The organism is Pantoea sp. S18 (assembly GCF_045689705.1).
Taxonomy (GTDB): domain Bacteria; phylum Pseudomonadota; class Gammaproteobacteria; order Enterobacterales; family Enterobacteriaceae; genus Pantoea; species Pantoea symbiotica.
In genome coordinates this window covers 1,515,971-1,531,534 of the sequence record NZ_CP142688.1, presented here as the reverse complement: position 1 = coordinate 1,531,534, position 15,564 = coordinate 1,515,971, and the positions used below count along the sequence as shown (strand labels likewise).

General features: G+C 54.8%; 13 protein-coding genes. 6 read left to right on the top strand and 7 right to left on the bottom strand.

What is annotated here, in order from left to right; genetic code table 11:
• Positions 1–12 precede the first annotated feature (12 nt).
• Together VIJ98_RS06890 and rlmKL are read right to left on the bottom strand one after the other, a co-directional pair.
• A complete protein-coding gene (locus VIJ98_RS06890) occupies positions 13–1,923 on the bottom strand; it encodes an ABC transporter ATP-binding protein (RefSeq protein WP_061717097.1) in 1,911 nt (636 codons plus the stop codon).
• Between the two features lie 5 nt (positions 1,924–1,928).
• Positions 1,929–4,046 carry a bifunctional 23S rRNA (guanine(2069)-N(7))-methyltransferase RlmK/23S rRNA (guanine(2445)-N(2))-methyltransferase RlmL gene (rlmKL, locus tag VIJ98_RS06885; RefSeq protein ID WP_008101457.1) on the bottom strand — a complete coding sequence of 706 codons (2,118 nt, stop codon included), beginning with the start codon at positions 4,044–4,046 and terminating at the stop codon, positions 1,929–1,931.
• 108 nt (positions 4,047–4,154) lie between these two features.
• On the opposite strand from rlmKL, the gene VIJ98_RS06880 reads away from it, so the two are divergent.
• On the top strand, positions 4,155–5,264 hold the full coding sequence (locus VIJ98_RS06880) for an MOSC N-terminal beta barrel domain-containing protein (protein ID WP_323272959.1): 1,110 nt from the start codon (positions 4,155–4,157) through the stop codon (positions 5,262–5,264).
• 5 nt (positions 5,265–5,269) lie between these two features.
• On the opposite strand, the gene VIJ98_RS06875 is transcribed toward VIJ98_RS06880, so the two are convergent.
• The 5 genes from VIJ98_RS06875 to VIJ98_RS06855 form a co-directional block, all read right to left on the bottom strand.
• On the bottom strand, positions 5,270–5,812 hold the full coding sequence (locus VIJ98_RS06875) for a cell division protein ZapC (protein WP_312664670.1): 543 nt from the start codon (positions 5,810–5,812) through the stop codon (positions 5,270–5,272).
• 148 nt (positions 5,813–5,960) lie between these two features.
• Positions 5,961–6,971: a quinone-dependent dihydroorotate dehydrogenase gene (gene pyrD / locus VIJ98_RS06870; RefSeq protein WP_154192141.1), complete on the bottom strand. Its 1,011-nt coding sequence runs from the start codon at positions 6,969–6,971 to the stop codon at positions 5,961–5,963.
• Between the two features lie 119 nt (positions 6,972–7,090).
• Positions 7,091–8,092: a glycosyltransferase gene (locus VIJ98_RS06865; RefSeq protein WP_323272955.1), complete on the bottom strand. Its 1,002-nt coding sequence runs from the start codon at positions 8,090–8,092 to the stop codon at positions 7,091–7,093.
• Between the two features lie 2 nt (positions 8,093–8,094).
• The gene (locus VIJ98_RS06860; protein ID WP_154152979.1) at positions 8,095–9,612 is read right to left on the bottom strand and encodes a lipopolysaccharide biosynthesis protein; all 1,518 of its coding nucleotides are present in this window, start codon (positions 9,610–9,612) and stop codon (positions 8,095–8,097) included.
• 97 nt (positions 9,613–9,709) lie between these two features.
• Positions 9,710–10,537, bottom strand: a complete 828-nt coding sequence (locus VIJ98_RS06855; RefSeq protein WP_323272951.1) for a hypothetical protein — start codon at positions 10,535–10,537, stop codon at positions 9,710–9,712.
• Between the two features lie 755 nt (positions 10,538–11,292).
• On the opposite strand from VIJ98_RS06855, the gene ssuE reads away from it, so the two are divergent.
• Genes ssuE through ssuB form a run of 5 tightly spaced genes read left to right on the top strand, consistent with a single transcriptional unit; the run spans position 11,293 to position 15,559 of the window.
• Positions 11,293–11,844: an NADPH-dependent FMN reductase gene (gene ssuE / locus VIJ98_RS06850; protein WP_008102350.1), complete on the top strand. Its 552-nt coding sequence runs from the start codon at positions 11,293–11,295 to the stop codon at positions 11,842–11,844.
• A gap of 10 nt (positions 11,845–11,854) precedes the next feature.
• Positions 11,855–12,823: a sulfonate ABC transporter substrate-binding protein gene (locus tag VIJ98_RS06845; protein WP_323272949.1), complete on the top strand. Its 969-nt coding sequence runs from the start codon at positions 11,855–11,857 to the stop codon at positions 12,821–12,823.
• Between the two features lie 2 nt (positions 12,824–12,825).
• Entirely contained in the window at positions 12,826–13,971 is a 1,146-nt protein-coding gene (gene ssuD / locus VIJ98_RS06840; RefSeq protein ID WP_323272947.1) for an FMNH2-dependent alkanesulfonate monooxygenase, read from the top strand.
• Between the two features lie 11 nt (positions 13,972–13,982).
• The gene (gene ssuC / locus VIJ98_RS06835) at positions 13,983–14,771 is read left to right on the top strand and encodes an aliphatic sulfonate ABC transporter permease SsuC (RefSeq protein ID WP_323272945.1); all 789 of its coding nucleotides are present in this window, start codon (positions 13,983–13,985) and stop codon (positions 14,769–14,771) included.
• Positions 14,768–15,559: an aliphatic sulfonates ABC transporter ATP-binding protein gene (ssuB, locus tag VIJ98_RS06830; protein WP_323272943.1), complete on the top strand. Its 792-nt coding sequence runs from the start codon at positions 14,768–14,770 to the stop codon at positions 15,557–15,559. Before ssuC ends, ssuB begins: the two co-directional genes overlap by 4 nt.
• The last annotated feature ends 5 nt before the right edge of the window (positions 15,560–15,564 follow it).

Sequence of the window (15,564 nt, the reverse complement as noted above, 5' to 3'; positions counted from 1 at the left end):
GACTCCTTCCGATTACGCGCCGTTTTTCAGCGCTTCCAGCTCTTCCCAACGTTCAAACGCCACTTCCAGTTCCTGTTCGGTTTGCGCTAACGCATCCAGAACCGGCTGGGTTTTATCGTGTGGCTGGCTGAAGAAGTCCGGATGACTCATTTTAGCCTGCAACTCACCGATACGGGTTTCCAGCTGTTCCAGTTTTTGCGGCAGCTGTTCCAGCTCACGTGCCAGGTTATAGCTTAGCTTGTTGGCCGGACGTTTGGCGGCGTCACTTTTGTCTGCGGTTTTCGCCGGTGCAGCCGATTTGGCTTGAGTGGCTTTGCCCTGCTTATAAGCGGCACGCTGCTGCTGTGCATCGTGATAGCCACCAACAAAGGTACCGATTTCGCCGTTGCCTTCAAAGATCCAGCACTCGGTCACGGTATTGTCGACGAATTGACGATCGTGGCTCACCAGCATCACGGTGCCCTGATAACCATCCACCAGCTCTTCCAACAGCTCCAGCGTTTCAACGTCGAGGTCGTTGGTTGGTTCATCGAGAATCAGCAGGTTGCTTGGCTTGAGGAACAGACGCGCCAGCAGCAGGCGGTTACGCTCACCGCCGGACAAAGCGCGCACCGGCGTCATGGCGCGTTTCGGATGGAACAGGAAGTCCTGCAGGTAACCGAGCACGTGGCGCGGTTTGCCGTTAACCATCACTTCCTGCTTACCTTCGGCGAGGTTATCCATCACGGTACGATCCGGATCCAGCTCGGCGCGGTGCTGATCGAAGTAAGCGATTTCCAGTTTAGTACCGCAGTGCACGCGGCCGCTGTCGGCTTTCAGCTGATCCAGCATCAAACGCAGCAAGGTGGTTTTACCGCAACCGTTCGGGCCGATCAGGGCGATTTTGTCGCCGCGCTGTACCTGAGTAGAGAAGTCTTTCACCAGGGTTTTGCCACCCACGCTGTAATTGACATCTTCCATCTCAAACACGATTTTGCCGGAACGTGCCGCTTCGCCGACCTGCATATTGGCTTTGCCCATCACTTCACGGCGTGCAGAGCGCTCGTTACGCAGCGCTTTCAAGGCACGTACGCGGCCTTCGTTACGCGTGCGGCGCGCTTTGATGCCCTGACGGATCCACACTTCTTCCTGTGCCAGCTTGCGGTCAAACTCGGCGTTCTGCATCTCTTCGACGCGCAACGCTTCTTCTTTACCGGTCAGGAACAGATCGTAGTTGCCCGGCCAGGAAACCAGCTTGCCGCGATCGAGATCGACAATACGCGTTGCCATGTTGCGGATAAATGAACGGTCATGCGAGATGAACACGATGCTGCCGCTAAAGGTCTTGAGGAACGTTTCCAGCCAGTCGATGGTTTCGATATCGAGGTGGTTCGTCGGTTCGTCAAGCATCAGCACACGCGGGTTGCTCACCAGCGCGCGGCCCAATGCCGCTTTACGTAGCCAGCCGCCGGAAAGCGAGGACAACTCGGTGTCCGCATCGAGACCAATCTGCAGCAGCACGTCGTTGATACGGCTATCAAGCTGCCACAGGTTTTGGTGATCAAGAATGGTTTGCAGACGGCCCATCTCGTTGAGGTTTTTCTCGCTTGGATCTTCCATCACCAGATGGGAAATCGCGTGATAAGCCTTGAGATGTTCAGCCTGCTCGGCCACGCCTTCGGCAACGAAGTCGTAAACCGAACCGGTAATGTTGCGTGGCGGGTCCTGTTGCAGACGCGCCACCACCAAATCCTGCTCATAAATGATGCGGCCATCATCCAGCGGCTGTTCGCCGTTGATGATTTTCATCAGCGTCGATTTACCGGCGCCGTTACGGCCAACCAGACAGACGCGTTCGCCCTCTTCGATATGCAGTTCGGTGTTATCCAACAGCGGCGCATCGCTGAACGAGAGGTAAGCGCCATGGATACTGATCAGTGACATAAAACTTATTCCTTACCGGCGTGGCTAACCAGCCAGCAGTTGTGAATTTGACGGTTGCGCGCGAAATCCTGCGACAGCGTTTTTTGGGTAATTTCCTGCGCCTGCAGACCCAGACGTTCTAAGCCGTCGAGATCCATTTTGAAGCCGCGCTTATTGTTGGAGAACATAATGGTGCCACCGCGACGCAGCAGACGTTTCAGGTTCTGCATCAGCATCATGTGATCGCGCTGCACGTCGAAATCGTCTTCCATGCGCTTTGAGTTAGAGAACGTCGGTGGATCAATAAAGATCAAATCGAACTGCTCATCACTCTCGCGCAGCCAGCTCAGGCAATCCGCATGCATCAGGCGGTGCTGACGGCCGGTTAAACCGTTGAGACGCAGGTTGCGCTCGGCCCACTCGAGATAGGTACGCGACATATCTACGGTGGTGGTGGTTTTCGCGCCACCCAAACCGGCGTGCACGCTGGCGGTGCCGGTATAGGCAAACAGGTTGAGGAAATCTTTGCCTGCGCTCATTTTGCCCAGCATCTGGCGCGCGATACGGTGATCGAGGAACAAACCAGTATCCAGATAATCGGTGAGATTCACCAGCAGGCGCGCATCAAATTCCTGCACTTCGAAGAAATCGCCCTTCTCGCCCAGCTTTTGATACTGGCTTTTGCCTTTCTGGCGCTCGCGGGTCTTCATTACCAGACGATTCGCCGGGATCTCCAGCACGCTCAGCGTGGCGCTGATCACATCGAACAGACGCTGACGCGCTTTGTTGGCGTCCACGGTTTTCGGCGGCGCATACTCCTGAATCACCACCCAATCAGCGTAACGATCGACCGCCACGTTGTACTCAGGCAGATCGGCGTCATACAGACGATAGCAGTCGATATTCGACTGACGCGCCCATTTATCCAGCTTCTTCAGATTCTTGCGCAGACGGTTAGCAAAATCTTCCGCGATCTGCGCGCCGCCTTCTGCGCTGGTCGCAGCCAACTGATAGTTTTTCTGCACGCACTCAAGCGGGCCGTTTTTGGCTTTAAACTGGCGATCGGCACGCAGTTGCAAGCAGCTCAGCAGCTCTGGCGAGGCGCTGAACAGCGAAAGATTCCAGCCGCCGAAATTCTGCTTCATGATGCGGCCCAGCTGGCTGTGCAGCGCAATCAGCGCTGGCTCGCTTTCCAGACGTTCACCGTACGGCGGGTTGCTCAATACCGTGCCGGTAATCTCTTTGCCCGCCAGCGGATTCTTCAGCTTGATCACATCCTGCTGCGCGAAGGTGAACAGCTCGAACACGCCGGCACGACGGGCGTTGGCGCGCGCTGATTCCAGCACGCGGCTGTCATTATCGTAGCCATAGAAACGGGCGGTCGCCGCAGCGGTGCCGACGCGTGCGCGCTCTTTCGCGGCAGCATGAACCTCCTGCCACACCGCCTGATTGTGTTTCTTCCAGCGATTGAAGCCCCAATGGGTACGCAACAGGCCAGGCGCGCGATCGCAGGCGATCAACGCCGCTTCCAGCAGCAGCGTACCGGAACCACACATCGGATCGACCAGCGGCGTGCTGCTCTGCCATCCGGAACGCATCACAATCGCCGCCGCTAAGGTTTCTTTTAACGGCGCGGCGCCGGTTTGCTGGCGATAGCCGCGCTGATGCAGTGAATCACCGCTTAGATCCAGCGCGATGCTGACGCGATCTTTGTTCAGCCACGCATTGATGCGGATGCCCGGCTGTTCACGATCAACGTTCGGACGTTCCAGGTTCTGACGGGTAAAGCTGTCCACGATGGCATCTTTGATACGCAGCGCACCGAACTGGCTGTTGCGGATCACCTCGTTGGTGCCGCTAAAATGGATGGCAAAACTGGTGTTGCTGTCGAACATCTCGGTCCATGGAATACTTTGCGCACCCACGTAAAGATCGAGATCGCTCCAGACGCCAAATTCTCCCAGCGGCAGCAAAATGCGCGAAGCCAGACGGCTCCACAGCAGGCTTTGGTACATTACATGGTCGTCGGCCTGAAAGTGGACGCCGCCCTGCACCACCTGCAAATCCTGCGCACCCAGCGCGTCTAGCTCACTTTTCAACAGCTCTTCGAGCCCACGCGCCGTACTGGCAAACAGAGAATTCATATCGTCACTTTTTACTCTTGCTTAAATTGCTGCGCATTATAGCGAATCAGCGTGCTATGTCATAAAGTTAGCTTCTTTTAAACTTATGACCCTATTTCTGGAGTGGTGATGATTACGCTTTCACGCCTTTACATCCATCCCGTTAAATCTATGCGCGGTCTGCAACTGTCACATGCGCAGGTGCTGGAAAGCGGTCTGGGCTTTGATCGCATCTTTATGGTGACCGAACTGGACGGCACGTTTGTGACCGCGCGCCAGTTTCCGGAAATGGTGCGTTTCACACCTGCGCTGCTGCCTGATGGCCTGTTTTTACAAGCACCGGATGGATCGCAGGCGCTGATCCGCTTCAATGATTTTACCGCTGAGCAGTCACCTACCGAAGTATGGGGCAACCATTTCACCGCGCGTATTGCACCGGAAACGATTAATAGCTGGTTGAGCACCTTCTTCCCGCGTCCGGTGCAACTGCGCTGGACCGGCGCGGAACCGACGCGCCGCGTGAAGCGTTTTGATCACGTGCCGCTGAGCTTTGCCGACGGTTTTCCCTACCTGCTGGTCAATATGGCCTCATTGCAGGATCTGCAACAGCGCTGTCCGGCCAGCGTGCGCGTTGAGCAGTTCCGCCCCAATCTGGTGGTGAGCGGCGCGGCCGCGTGGGAAGAAGATAGCTGGAAGCGTCTGCAAATTGGCGAGATCACTTTTGAAATGCCGAAGCCTTGCAGCCGCTGCGTGTTTACCACTGTCGGCACCGAAACCGGTCGTAAACATCCTAATGGCGAACCGCTCACCACCTTGCAGGGTTTCCGCAGCGCGCAGGATGGTAGCGGCGATATCGATTTCGGCCTGAATTTGATTGCGCTCAACAGCGGCATTATTCGCGTCGGCGATGCAGTGACCATTTTAGAGAAGCAAACGCCGCGCGCTTACGGTACCGGCGCCGTGGTCGAAACGCTGGCGCCGGTCGCCAGCAGTCACAGCGCAGTAACTATCGATTATCAGGGTGCGCGCTTTAGCGGCGACAATCAGCAAGTGTTGCTGGAACAACTGGAGATGCAGGGTTTCCGCATTCCCTACTCGTGCCGCGCCGGACTCTGTGGCAGCTGCAAAGTAACGTTGGTCGCGGGTGAAGTGAAAGCACTGAAGAAAAGCGCGGTGCGCGCAGATGGCACGATCTTAAGCTGCAGCTGTATTCCGGCAGGCGATATCGAACTGGCGTAAGCCGATTACACCGCCCGCGCAAAGTGGGCGGTTTGTTCCTGCTGCTGTGGACGTAAACGATCGTTCATGATCTTGATCGCATCACCCAACTGCATACCTTTACCCGCCACGGTTAACGCATTTTGCGCTAATAAGCACAGCGCCGCATTTTCACCGCTTTCAACCACAAACAGTTGTGCCTGCTCGCCGCTATCGGCTAGCGTCACCGCCACCATATCGCCCGCAGCCGGCTGCCAGCTGTGCGCGTGATTAGTAAAGTGCCAGCTTTTAGGCATCAAGGGTTTGAGAAAACGGCTGGCCACCAGCGCGTTTAAAACTAATTCGGCACGCTGATCGCCTTTTAATCCACTCTGACGGCAACGTTCTTCAAAAGTAAAATAGAGCGCGGCGTCATCAACGCAAAAGCCGCTGATATTAAATGCATCAGGCGTCAGCATTTTGCGCGAGAAGCGCGAGCGAAATAACATGCCGTCGGCTAAATCCAGCATCATGCGGTCATGCTCTGCGTCGAAATACCAACGCCAGTTGTCATCAGGTTTGATTTTCATGATCTGCCCTGTGGTTTATCGCTGCGCTAAATGGCGCTTAATTAAAAAAATAAATCTGAGAAAAAGCTGAAAAATGCACCAGCAGGACAAAATATAAACGAGCCGAAGGGATAAATAAACCCCTCGGCGCAGTAAAGTGGGAAATGTCTTAGAGGTGGGTCACGATATCTTTAATTAAGCCTGGGCCTTTATAAATAAATCCGGAGTATATCTGCACTAATGTTGCACCCGCGGCAATTTTCTCGCGCGCTGAAACCAGCGAATCAATACCGCCGACGCCAATAATAGGTAAGCGGCCCTGCAGCTCTTGCGCCAGGCGGCGAATCACTTCGGTGCTGCGTGATTGCACCGGACGACCACTTAATCCACCTGCTTCTTCGGCATATTTAAGGCCGGTCACCAGCGAACGATCGAGCGTGGTATTGGTGGCAATCACACCATCAATATTGTGGCGCAGCAAACTGTCGGCAACCTGGATCAATTCTTCTTCGGTAAGATCCGGCGCGATCTTTACCGCCACCGGCACATATTTAAGGTGCCGTTCTTGCAGCTCTTGCTGTTTTAATTTGATGGCAGAGAGAAGATCGTCCAGCGCTTCACCATATTGCAGCGTACGTAATCCTGGCGTGTTCGGTGAGGAAATATTGATGGCAATATAACCGGCGTGGGCATATACCTTTTCCATGCAGATCAGATAATCGTCTTTACCATTCTCAACCGGCGTATCTTTATTTTTGCCAATATTGATGCCGAGAATGCCTTTAAAGCGCGACTTTTTGACGTTGGCGATCAGATGATCAACGCCGTGATTATTAAACCCCATGCGGTTAATAATCCCTTCCGCAGGCACTAAGCGGAACATACGCGGCTTATCATTTCCCGGTTGCGCTAGCGGCGTTACCGTTCCCACTTCGACAAAACCAAAGCCCATCGCGCCGAAGGCATCAATGCACTCGGCATTTTTGTCGAGGCCAGCCGCTAAGCCGAGCGCGTTCGGGAAGGTTAATCCCATGCAGGTGACCGGACGGGATGGCAGCGACTGGCGAATCAGCCCTTCCAGCGGAGTGCCGCTGATAAAACGCAGTTGTTGAAAGGTGAGTTCGTGCGCACGCTCAGGATCAAGCTTAAACAGCGCCGGCCGGACGATAGGATATAACATGCACTCTCCTCAATGACGGAAACCAGGGAAGTCGGGGTGCACGGGAAAATGTGCGCCAGAATGGTAAGGTGCTCTGGCGCAAAAGTAAATTGTTCTACTGCATCACAATTTGATCGTTATCAGCGTCGTGCAGAATAGCGGCCAAGCTGTTCACGACACGCCTGCAGGCCACTGTAAATCGTCGGGCAGTACCACATCAGCTTCAAACGCGCGCTGTGCTGCAACACATTGCGTACCAGCTGATTCACCTGTGGCTGCCAATCTGTCGGGATCACCATGTTATTTTTACGGATCTGCGCCAGACAGCTGTGCATCACCGTTTGGTAATAGCTGTCCAGCAAGGACGCATCCACCGACAATTGCTGGTCACGCAGGAACTGTTCGCTGCTTTCACGCGCAATAAAGTAGTTTTTCACGTAGGAAAAATCGCGCGTGCTCTGTGACAACGAGGTCAGCATAAAGCGCTTGTAGTAATAGCTTTGGCTGGTGCAATAAATGTTACGCGCCTGCAGATAGAGCGCGAACATGTACGGGGCATCTTCATGGTTTTGGATCGGCAGAAACTGCAGCGCCAGTTGATCAATTAAGCGACGCGAAATGATGCTGCTCCACACCACGCGGTGCGCCGACTGATGCTGCATCAGCGTACGCAAGCTGGTGCTGCCGCCGGGCAATAATCCACTGACGTGACGCTGATGAATGGTTTGATAGTGACGCTGCGCGGCGGGCAGATCGAAGAACATTTTTGCGCCAAAGCAGAACAGGTCAATATCCTCATGGCGCGCCTGCACGCGACGGAAGTCGGCGAACAAATCGGTGGAGACAAAATCATCCGCATCCATGAAGTAAACAAAATCGCCGGTTGCGACTGACAGTCCTTTCATACGCGCGGCACTGACGCCACCGCGCTCACCGCTCAGCAGCATCACCTGCGGATGCTGAGCCGCAAACGCCGTTAGCCAGGCCACGCTGCTATCGCTGGAGCCATCATCGATAACAATGATCTGTTCCGGCGGCGATGACTGCCGCAACAAAGAACTCATCGCTTCTGGCAGCCAGGGCGCGCAATTCCAGTTCGGAATGATGACCGAAACCGTAGGGATACGGTGAGATGACATCATGCTCATCCTCTTTCCTCAACGTTAAACAACGGAATTCTGAGACGCTTCAACACCACGCTGTGCAGCAGGCAGCAGACACCAAGATTGAACGCGCCAATCAAGCCGAGCCACAGCAGGTTGATCCAGCGATTTTGATTCCACTCGATCGGCAAGAAAGTGCTCAACCAGGCGATGGCGGCGGATACCGCCCAAATCAGCATTACGTCGCGGGTTAACCAGGTGAAATGAATGCCAGGCGCGAAACGGCGATGCACCAGCCAAGCCCAACCCACCAGATAGAAGATGTTTTGCCCCAGCCACAACCAACCGGTGCCCAACGCGCCGTAGTGAATAGCGCACCAGATGTTGAGCGGCACCAGCAGCACGGCAAAGCAGGTGAAGCCTTTCATGTGCAGCTTGAGGTTGCCGTTGATGTATTGAAGGTGATAGAGCAAGCCACAGATGGCCTGAATGCCGCTGCCCAACGCGTACAGGCTAAGAACAAACGACATCTCATCAACAATCTGACTCTTCTGCGTCCATGCCCACAGCAGCGGGCCGGCGTAACAGGCAATAGTAATGCTGAGCGGCGCCATAAAGATCGCCACCGCCTGCGTGGTGTAGCGATAGAGTTTCAGCGACTCCGCATCGCCCTCTTTACGGGTTTTCATGCCGGTCATGCGTGGCACAATCGCCTGCATTATCGGGCTGCTGAGCAACAGAATGCCGGTCGCAGCCGTCGCCACCACGGTAAACGAACCGTATTCGCTTAGCGGCAGCGTCTTGGAAAGTACCAATCGGTCGATTTGCGAAATAAAGGTCCACACCGCACTGGAGAATGCCGCGCTGAGGGCAAAACGAATAAAGGGTTTCAGTACCTCTTTCAGATCGCCGCGCTTCTCTTTGCGTGCCGCCTTTGGAATCAGCTGGCAGGATTTGTAGATACAGCAGGCCGCTTCGGCAATCGACACCAGCAACTGCCAGATGAAGAACGCCAATACCGGATTAGAGAAGAACTGAATCACCAGCACTGCGCCGAAGGTGCGCAAGGTGGTGATGACCAGGTTGACGCCGTTCAGCCAGACTTGATGTTCGAAGCCGACAATTACGCTGCGATACGGACTGGTGCGCCAGCGAATCGCGGCGGTAATCACCATAATCGCCACGGCAATCACCACATCGCCCGCCGGAAGATGACGTGCATCCAACCAATGCGTGGCAATCCACGGCGTTGCCAGCCAACCCAACACCACCAGCACAATAGTGGAGAACAGGAAGAATTTGGTCAGCGTGGCAAACAGCGCCGGGAACCAGACGAACTCCGCCTGATTGGCACGATAGCGCGCCGCTTCCCGCATTAAGGTAGTAGAAACTCCGGCATCGAGTAATTGCAGCCAGGTTAATAAGATCGAAAAGAAGCCCACTAAACCGTAGGCTTCCATTCCTAAGTGTTGAATATAAAGTGGTACAACCAAAATACCTGACAGCGTCAGATAGATTTGACCAACATAGTTGGCAATCGCGTTACGTTTTATAGACATAGGTGTTTTGGCATCTGGGGATTATCTCAGTGGCCTTAAGCGTGACATAAAAGTATTCACGCGCACACCGGAGTTATTCTTAAAATTAACCTTGGTGCTAAGCGCCCAGCCTTTTTCTCATTTTCATCATGGAGAAATAGATGTCAGGTTGTTTCAACATAAGTTTTTCCATTGCACCCTTGGCCGGGAAGTTTTCCGCAAAGTAGGTTAATGCATGGCGGGTATTATCTGAGAATTTCGCCGCGCCACTTAACTCGTACTGGACTAATTGTAATAAGCCGCTGCGTAAATAACTTTCCCGATAGCGGTTTCGCTCCGGAATATAGTGTGACAAACGCGTGAGTTTTTCATAATCAGTAATAAATTGCTGATAAGTTAAGCGCGGCGAGGCATCGGCTTTGGTGGTCAGCGAGGCTTCGCTGGCGTAGTCGAGCACCCACGCCGTTTGCGTATGCAGTAATCCAGCGAGCATCACATCCTGAATACGCGTCAGCGGCGCACCCACGCGGGCCAGGCCAGCACGCAAGATCACCGCGAAGCCGCCCTGCTGCCACCAGCGTTGCTCATGCAGTTGCTGAAACAGCTGCAGAGACGAGTGTAAACCGTTCGCCAGCTCGCGCTTCGCCAGTGAGATAATAAAGCAGTTCAGCTCTGGACGCTGGTTACTGAGCTTCGCCACGTCCTGCAGCAGGCTGGCCGGCAAGGCGCTGCGCTCCGCGCTGAACAGCAGGAAGTCATCTTCTGCAGGCGTGCTGTGCGGGAAGGTTGGCAGCAATGAAGAAGTAAGATGCGCGCCCGCGGCATCGGGTTGCAGCCAATAACACACCAGCTCTTCTTCTGCTTTAGGTGAGGGTGAGATGCGATTGAAGGTGGCAGGCACGACCTGCTGCTCAGTTAAATCCTGAGCAAATGAAGAACTACCCATATTTATCTCCCTAAGAATAAATTGGCTTGCCGCAACGGCAGTTCACGCCACAAAACGCGGGCGTAAATAAATAAGTGAAATATCGTTATCGTGTTCTAGCGGAAATTAGCTCAACCAATTATAAACAGGCCGGGGATTGTAATTCCAACCACTATTAGCATTAACACGTAACTTAAGAGATTCATTGTTTAGCGCGACTGCATGAAGTGTGAAGTTGATCTACGCAAAGTTGCATTAGTTGTAACCAGCGAGATGAATGGCACGTATTTTATTAACCTTTATTCGCGTTTCGACATAAATTTCGCGAAATAAAAACCACGGTATATTAGGAAACAATCAAAGCTTGCTAAGTTTAATCCGATTCATAAAAAAATGAATAGTGGTGAATTGCTGGTTTTTCCCCATATCTTTCAATAGTAACCGGCGCATTTATCCGGTATCCACGTGGTCTGTGTAAATATATTTCTCCGGTTACTCCTCTGTTTTACCCATGCATTACGACCCTTAATCATTAAACTCCGTCCAATGGGCCTCAGGATTTATATAACCGCCTACTTCCTGCACCGCTTTTCAGATTATGCCTAAGCACCCATCGGCAGCTTTTTTATCCTTCCTTTATATGTCGCTGGCTATCCCATTTTGCGACTTAGGATTACCAGATAAATCATTTAAGCCTCGCTGCCTGCTCTGACAGTATTGAACACATCAGTTCTGAATATCAGATAATCAATAACTTTCAGTTATAAGGAGTGACCATGCGGGTTATTACGCTGGCGGGCAGCCCTCGCTACCCTTCACGCTCTACTGCGCTGCTGAGCCTTTGCCAGCACGCGCTGGAAGCACGCGGTGTCGAAGTGATTCCGTGGAATATTCACAACTTCCAGCCTGAAGATTTGCTCTATGCACGCTTCGATTCACCTGCCTTAGCCGCGTTGAAAGCTGATTTGGCGCTGGCAGATGGCGTGATTGTCGCCACGCCTATTTATAAGGCTTCGTTTTCCGGCGCACTGAAAACTCTGCTCGATCTGCTGCCAGAGCGCGCGCTGGAGCACAAAGTGGTGCTGCCACTGGCAAGCGGCGGCAGCGCGTCACATCTGCTGGCGGTGGATTACGCGCTGAAGCCGGTGCTGAATGCGCTGAAGGCGCAGGAAGTGTTGCATGGCGTGTTCGCCACTGACGGCCAGATTACTGATTACGATCGCCAGCCGCTGCTCGATCCGCTGCTATCGCAACGCATTGATGAAGCGCTGGATACCTTCTGGCACGCGCTGCATCGTCGCCACCAACCTTACGCACAAGCGGTATAAAGGAAGAGAGATGAAAAGGATATTGACGGGTTTACTCATGCCAGCCGTAGCGGCACTGCTCACCTTGAGCGTGAGCGCCCTGGCCGCCGACGCACCCGAACAGTTGCGTATCGGATATCAGAAAGGTTCGGTGAGCATGGTTTTGGCGAAAACCCACAAGCTGCTGGAGCAGCGCTTCCCGCATACCAATATCAAGTGGGTGGAATTCCCGGCGGGCCCGCAGATGCTCGAGGCGCTTAATGTCGATAGCATCGATTTGGGCAGCACCGGCGATATCCCGCCGCTGTTTGCCCAAGCTGCGGGTGCCGACCTGCTGTACGTCGGCTCGGAGCCACCCAAGCCGCAGGCCGAAGTAATTCTGGTGCCGAAAGATAGCCCGATTCACAGCGTGGCCGAACTGAAAGGCCACAAAGTGGCGTTCCAGAAAGGCTCCAGCTCGCACAACTTGCTGTTGCGTGCGCTGGAACAGGCCGGATTGAGTTTTAAAGATATTCAGCCAACCTATCTGACGCCCGCCGATGCGCGCGCCGCGTTCCAGCAAGGTGACGTTGATGCCTGGGCGATTTGGGATCCTTACTACTCCGCCGCGCTGCTGCAAGGCAACGTGCGCGTGCTGGCCGATGGCAGCAAACTCAATCAAACCGGCTCCTTCTATTTAGCCACGCGCAAATACACCGAAGCGAACGGCGCCTTCGTGCAGCAGGTTCTGAATACCTTCAGCGACGCCGATGCATTAACGCGCAGTCAGCGCGACCAGAGTATCGATCTGCTGGCAAACGCCATGGGCTTACCGAAACCGGTAATTGCCAGCTATCTCGACCATCGTCCACCCACCACCATTACGCCGGTCAGCGCCCATACCGCGCAGGCCCAACAGCAAACGGCCGATCTGTTTTATGCCAATCATCTGATGCCGGTAAAAGTGAATATCGCAGACCGCATCTGGCATCCACAATCCGCCCAGCCCAAAGGAAATTAATCATGAGCGTATCCGTATTTTGGTTTCTCCCGACGCACGGCGATGGTCACTATCTTGGCACAGCGGAAGGTTCGCGCCCGGTTGATCATGGTTACCTGCAACAGATTGCGCAGGCGGCGGATCGCCTCGGCTTCGGCGGCGTGCTGATCCCCACCGGCCGCTCCTGTGAAGATGCCTGGCTGGTGGCAGCATCACTGATTCCGGTGACGCAGCGTCTGCGTTTCCTCGTTGCACTGCGTCCGGGCGTGATTTCACCGACGCAAGCGGCGCGTCAGGCCGCCACGCTGGATCGTCTGTCGAATGGTCGCGCGCTGTTTAATCTGGTCACCGGCGGCGATCCGGAAGAGTTGGCCGGCGATGGCGTATTTCTCGATCACCGCGAACGCTATGAAGAATCCGCCGAGTTTACCCGCGTCTGGCGTCGGGTTAGCGAAGGCGAAACGGTCGATTACGAAGGCAAGCATGTGAAAGTACGCGGTGCGCGTCTGATGTTTAAAGCGGTGCAGGAACCGCGTCCGCCGCTGTGGTTTGGCGGATCGTCGGATGCCGCGCAGGATCTGGCCGCCGAGCAGGTTGATGTTTATCTCACCTGGGGCGAACCGCCCGCGTTAGTCAAAGAGAAGATTGAGCAAGTGCGCGCCAAAGCGGCAGCGCAAGGCCGCACCGTGCGCTTCGGAATTCGTCTGCATGTGATTGTGCGTGAAACCAATGAAGAAGCGTGGCAAGCGGCGAATCGCCTGATTGCTCACCTTGACGATGCCACCATTGCCAAAGCGCAGGCCGCGTTTGCGCGCACTGATTCAGTGGGCCAGCAGCGCATGGCGGCACTGCACGGTGGACGTCGCGACAAGCTGGAAATCAGCCCGAATCTGTGGGCCGGTGTCGGTCTGGTACGCGGCGGCGCGGGAACCGCGTTAGTGGGCGATGGCCCAACCGTGGCGGCGCGCATGCAGGAGTATCAGGATCTCGGCATCGAGACATTTATTCTCTCCGGCTATCCGCATCTGGAAGAGGCTTATCGCGTTGGCGAGTTGCTGTTCCCGCACCTCGATTTAGCGATTCCGGAAGTGCCGAAACCGCGTGTGGTGCAAGCGCACGGTGAAGCGGTGGCCAACGATTTCACGCCGCAAAAAGTGTCGCAGAGCTAAAGGAGCGGATCATGGCGAACGTTAAAAAACAGCTAACGAATGCTGTACTGCCCTGGGTTTTACCGGTGGTGCTGATTGCGGTGTGGCAACTGGCATCGCAAGTGGGTTGGCTGTCGACGCGTATTTTGCCGTCGCCAGAAAACATCCTCATCACCTTCTGGAAGCTGACGGTGAGCGGTGAACTGTGGCAAAACCTGACGATCAGCAGCTGGCGTGCCGCCATCGGTTTCTCCATTGGCGGCTCGATTGGTTTGATTCTGGGATTGATAACCGGCACCTCGCGCGTGGGTGAACGCTTGCTGGATACCTCGGTGCAAATGCTGCGTAACGTGCCGCATCTGGCGCTGATTCCGCTGGTGATTCTGTGGTTTGGCATCGACGAATCCGCCAAGATTTTCCTCGTGGCGCTCGGCACCTTGTTCCCGATTTACCTCAACACTTATCACGGCATTCGTAACATTGATCGGGGTTTAGTTGAGATGGCGCGCAGCTACGGCTTGTCTGGCTGGAGCCTGTTCATTCAGGTGATTCTGCCAGGTGCGCTGCCTTCTATTATGGTTGGCGTACGTTTTGCCCTTGGCCTGATGTGGCTGACGCTGATTGTCGCCGAAACCATTTCCGCTAACTCTGGCATTGGTTATCTGGCGATGAACGCCCGTGAATTCCTGCAAACCGACGTGGTGGTGGTGGCCATCATTCTCTATGCCCTGCTCGGCAAACTGGCCGACGTTGCAGCACAACTGCTGGAGCGCGTCTGGCTGCGCTGGCATCCAGCCTACCAATTGAAGGAGAACGCATGAGCAACGCAACCCTAAATCCGGCGCGTTTAAATCGCGGTACGCCGGTTGGTGTGAATGGCGTCAGCAAGCAATATGGCGATCGCACCATCCTGAATAATATCGATCTGCATATTCCGTCCGGGCAGTTTGTCGCCGTCGTCGGCCGCAGCGGCTGCGGGAAAAGTACCTTGCTGCGTCTGCTGGCGGGACTCGAATCAACCACGCGCGGTTCCTTGCTGGCGGGCAATGCGCCGTTATCCGAGGCACGCGAAGATACGCGTTTGATGTTCCAGGATTCACGCTTACTGCCGTGGAAAAAGGTGATTGATAACGTTGGGCTGGGACTGAAAGGCCGCGAATGGCGTGCGGCCGCGCTGGACGCGCTGGAAGCAGTGGGATTGGCGGACCGCGCCAACGAGTGGCCTGCTGCATTGTCCGGCGGACAGAAACAGCGCGTGGCGTTGGCACGTGCGCTGATTCACCGTCCAGGTTTGCTGCTGCTCGATGAGCCACTCGGTGCGCTGGATGCGTTGACGCGCATCGAAATGCAGGGATTGATTGAGTCGCTGTGGCAGCAGCATAACTTCACTGTGCTACTGGTGACGCACGATGTCAGCGAAGCGGTGGCGATTGCCGATCGCGTGCTGCTCATCGAGGAAGGACAGATTGGCCTGGATTTGCTCGTCGATTTGCCACGACCACGCCGTCGTGGATCAGCGCGGCTAGCAGAGCTGGAAGCGGAAGTACTGGATCGGGTGATGAAACGCGGTTTGTCGGAACAGCCGTTGAAGTTTGCGCAGCAGAGTTAGTGATA

Coding starts and splice junctions, on each gene's coding strand:
- VIJ98_RS06865 (WP_323272955.1), bottom strand. CDS start 8,092: ATGATGTCATCTCACCGTATCCCTACGGTTTCGGTCATCATTCCGAAC.
- VIJ98_RS06890 (WP_061717097.1), bottom strand. CDS start 1,923: ATGTCACTGATCAGTATCCATGGCGCTTACCTCTCGTTCAGCGATGCG.
- VIJ98_RS06855 (WP_323272951.1), bottom strand. CDS start 10,537: ATGGGTAGTTCTTCATTTGCTCAGGATTTAACTGAGCAGCAGGTCGTG.
- VIJ98_RS06880 (WP_323272959.1), top strand. CDS start 4,155: ATGATTACGCTTTCACGCCTTTACATCCATCCCGTTAAATCTATGCGC.
- VIJ98_RS06875 (WP_312664670.1), bottom strand. CDS start 5,812: ATGAAAATCAAACCTGATGACAACTGGCGTTGGTATTTCGACGCAGAG.
- VIJ98_RS06860 (WP_154152979.1), bottom strand. CDS start 9,612: ATGTCTATAAAACGTAACGCGATTGCCAACTATGTTGGTCAAATCTAT.
- ssuE (WP_008102350.1), top strand. CDS start 11,293: ATGCGGGTTATTACGCTGGCGGGCAGCCCTCGCTACCCTTCACGCTCT.
- VIJ98_RS06845 (WP_323272949.1), top strand. CDS start 11,855: ATGAAAAGGATATTGACGGGTTTACTCATGCCAGCCGTAGCGGCACTG.
- rlmKL (WP_008101457.1), bottom strand. CDS start 4,046: ATGAATTCTCTGTTTGCCAGTACGGCGCGTGGGCTCGAAGAGCTGTTG.
- ssuD (WP_323272947.1), top strand. CDS start 12,826: ATGAGCGTATCCGTATTTTGGTTTCTCCCGACGCACGGCGATGGTCAC.
- ssuB (WP_323272943.1), top strand. CDS start 14,768: ATGAGCAACGCAACCCTAAATCCGGCGCGTTTAAATCGCGGTACGCCG.
- pyrD (WP_154192141.1), bottom strand. CDS start 6,971: ATGTTATATCCTATCGTCCGGCCGGCGCTGTTTAAGCTTGATCCTGAG.
- ssuC (WP_323272945.1), top strand. CDS start 13,983: ATGGCGAACGTTAAAAAACAGCTAACGAATGCTGTACTGCCCTGGGTT.